Origin of the sequence: Burkholderia sp. BE12 (assembly GCF_002959955.1) — a bacterium.
Classification (GTDB): Bacteria; Pseudomonadota; Gammaproteobacteria; order Burkholderiales; family Burkholderiaceae; genus Burkholderia.
The window spans coordinates 1-3,092 of the sequence record NZ_PREY01000072.1 but is presented as its reverse complement, the minus strand read 5'-3'; the positions used below and the strand labels follow the sequence as shown (position 1 = coordinate 3,092).

Genomic DNA, 3,092 nt, shown 5'->3' with positions numbered 1-3,092 from the left:
GGCATCGTCCGTGGGGCGGCGGGCATTGGGGTGGCGGTCACTGGGGCGGCGGCCATCGGCACTGACCGGCGCGCGGCGGCACGGCGCGGGAGAGCATCATGAGAAACACGATTGTCCGAAGTCTGTGCGTCGTCCTGGCCGGCCTCGCGGCCGCACCGGGCGTCGCCGATGCGCAGAGCAGCGCTTACACGAATTCGCCGGCCGAGCTGTATGCCGGGCCTGCGCCCGATTATCCGGTGGTCGCGGAGATTCCGCCCGGCACCGCGCTGGACGTATTCGGCTGCCTGAGCAACTACGCGTGGTGCGACGTCGCGTTGCCGGGCGTGCGCGGCTGGATCGATGCGCAGTTGCTCGACTATCCCTACCAGGGCAGCTACGTGCCGTTGCTCGAGTATGGCGCGATCATCGGCGTGCCGGTGACCGGCTTCGCGATCGGCGCGTACTGGGATCGCTATTACCGGCACCGCCCGTGGTATCCCGACCGCGATCGCTGGGCGCGTCGTCCGGAGCCGAGGCTCGGCCCCGGAGGCATGCCGCCGGGGCAAGGGCGTCCGCAACCGGGCGCGCCGATGCCGGTCGCGCCGGGCGGCCCGCCGCCCGTGCATGACACGCGGCCGTCGGCGACGCGCGGCGGCTGGAATGGCGCGAATCGCATGCCGGCGCCGGCTGCGCCGACACCGATGCCGGGTGGAGCGGGCAATGCGCGTCCGGCCGGCCCGCCGCCGGCCGTGCTGCGTCCACCGCCCGCGCCGGGCGGCGAGGTCCATACGATGCCGCCGCCGGTGCGGCAGGGAGGCGGGGGCGGCGGCGGTTATGCAAGACCTCAAGGCGGTGGAAACGGCGGCGGTAACCACGGCGGCGGTGGAGGCGGCGGCCCCGACGAACTCCGGCACTGATGGCGTGGGTGCTGCGGGTTCTCCGGGCACCGACGAAAAAAAGCCGCTCCGAAGAGCGGCTTTCGGATCGGGCAAGCGGGGCCGAGGCAACGCGCCACCGGCCGGCCGCAACCCGCCGCGTCAGTCGTCGAGCAGCGACAGGTCGCGTACGGCGCCCTTGTCGGCCGACATGACCAGCTTCGCGTACGCCTTCAGCGCCGCGGACACCTTGCGCGGACGCAGCTGCGCGGGCTTCCAGCCTTTCGCGTTCTGTTCTTCGCGGCGGCGCGCCAGTTCCTCGTCCGATACCAGCACGTCGATCGTGCGATTCGGAATGTCGATGCGGATCCGGTCGCCGTCGCGCACGAGGCCGATCGCGCCGCCCGCCGCCGCTTCCGGCGAGCAGTGGCCGATCGACAGACCCGACGTGCCGCCCGAGAAACGGCCGTCCGTCAGCAGCGCGCACGCCTTGCCGAGCCCCTTCGACTTGATGTAGCTGGTCGGGTAGAGCATTTCCTGCATGCCCGGGCCGCCCTTCGGGCCTTCGTAGCGCACGATCACCACGTCGCCGGCCTTGACCTTGTCGTTCAGGATGTTCTCCACCGCTTCGTCCTGCGACTCGGTCACGTGCGCCGAGCCTTCGAACACGAGGATGCTTTCATCGACGCCGGCCGTCTTCACCACGCAGCCGTCGAGCGCGATGTTGCCGGTCAGCACGGCCAGGCCGCCTTCCTTCGAGAACGCGTGCTCGTACGAGCGGATGCAGCCTTCGGCGCGGTCGAGATCGAGGCTCGGCCAGCGCGTGTTCTGGCTGAATGCCACCTGCGTCGGGACGCCTGCCGGGCCGGCCATGTAGAACGTGCGGACCGCTTCGTCTTCCGTGCGGACGATGTCCCACTGGTCGAGCGCATCTTTCAGCGTCGGCGCGTGCACGGTCGGCACGTCGGTGTGCAGCTTGCCGGCGCGGTCGAGTTCGCCGAGGATCGCCATGATGCCGCCTGCGCGGTGCACGTCCTCGATGTGGTACTTGTTCGTGTTTGGCGCGACCTTGCACAGCTGCGGCACGATGCGCGACAGGCGATCGATGTCCTTCATCGTGAAGTCGATGCCGGCTTCACGCGCGATCGCCAGCAGGTGCAGGATCGTGTTGGTCGAACCGCCCATCGCGATGTCGAGCGTCATCGCGTTCTCGAACGCCTTGAAGCCGACCGAGCGCGGCAGCACGCGTTCGTCGTCCTGCTCGTAGTGCTGGCGCGTCAGTTCGACGATGCGGCGGCCGGCGCGCTTGAACAACTGCTCGCGATCGGCGTGCGTCGCGACGACCGTGCCGTTGCCGGGCAGCGACAGGCCGAGCGCTTCGGTCAGGCAGTTCATCGAGTTCGCGGTGAACATGCCCGAGCACGAACCGCAGGTCGGGCACGCCGAGCGTTCGACTTCGGCGACGTCGGCATCCGAATACGACTGGTCGGCCGCGATCACCATCGCGTCGACGAGGTCGAGCTTCTTCAGTTCGACGGTCTTGGTGACCGGGTTCGCGAGGCGCGTCTTGCCGGCTTCCATCGGGCCGCCCGACACGAAGATCACCGGAATGTTCAGGCGCATCGCGGCCATCAGCATTCCCGGCGTGATCTTGTCGCAGTTCGAGATGCACACCATCGCGTCCGCGCAGTGCGCGTTCACCATGTATTCGACCGAGTCGGCGATGATGTCGCGGCTCGGCAGCGAATACAGCATGCCGTCGTGGCCCATCGCGATGCCGTCGTCGACCGCGATCGTGTTGAATTCCTTCGCGACGCCGCCGGCAGCCTCGATCTCGCGCGCGACGAGCTGGCCGAGATCCTTCAGGTGCACGTGCCCGGGCACGAACTGGGTGAACGAGTTGACGACCGCGATGATCGGCTTCGAGAAATCGTCGTCTTTCATGCCGGTGGCGCGCCACAGCGAGCGCGCACCTGCCATGTTGCGGCCGGCGGTAGAGGTTTTGGAACGGTAAGTGGGCATTGTGGTTGCTGAAGAAATATCGCGGGAAAAGGGTGGAGGCTCGGGAATAAAGGCCTCTCTCGCGCCCGTGCGAACAACCTCTTGAGCTGCGCCCTGGGCAAACCCGACGATTATCCCACAGCCGCCGGGCCTGCGGCGCCGGCGGGAACGGGCGAGCGGCGCGGGTGGTGCCGGGCAGCGGCCAAGGGCGCCGAGTGCATCAAGCTCCCCCAGCTC

At 68.7% G+C, this 3,092-nt stretch carries 2 protein-coding genes; one reads left to right on the top strand and one right to left on the bottom strand.

The features are described from left to right. Positions 1 to 98 precede the first annotated feature (98 nt). A complete protein-coding gene (locus C4B30_RS34940; protein ID WP_105133682.1) occupies positions 99 to 896 on the top strand; it encodes an SH3 domain-containing protein in 798 nt (265 codons plus the stop codon). 120 nt (positions 897 to 1,016) lie between these two features. Here C4B30_RS34940 and ilvD read toward each other — a convergent pair whose 3' ends face one another. Beyond that, complete coding sequence (ilvD, locus tag C4B30_RS34935; RefSeq protein WP_105133681.1) at positions 1,017 to 2,876, bottom strand: dihydroxy-acid dehydratase; 1,860 nt, start codon at positions 2,874 to 2,876, stop codon at positions 1,017 to 1,019. Positions 2,877 to 3,092 lie beyond the last annotated feature (216 nt).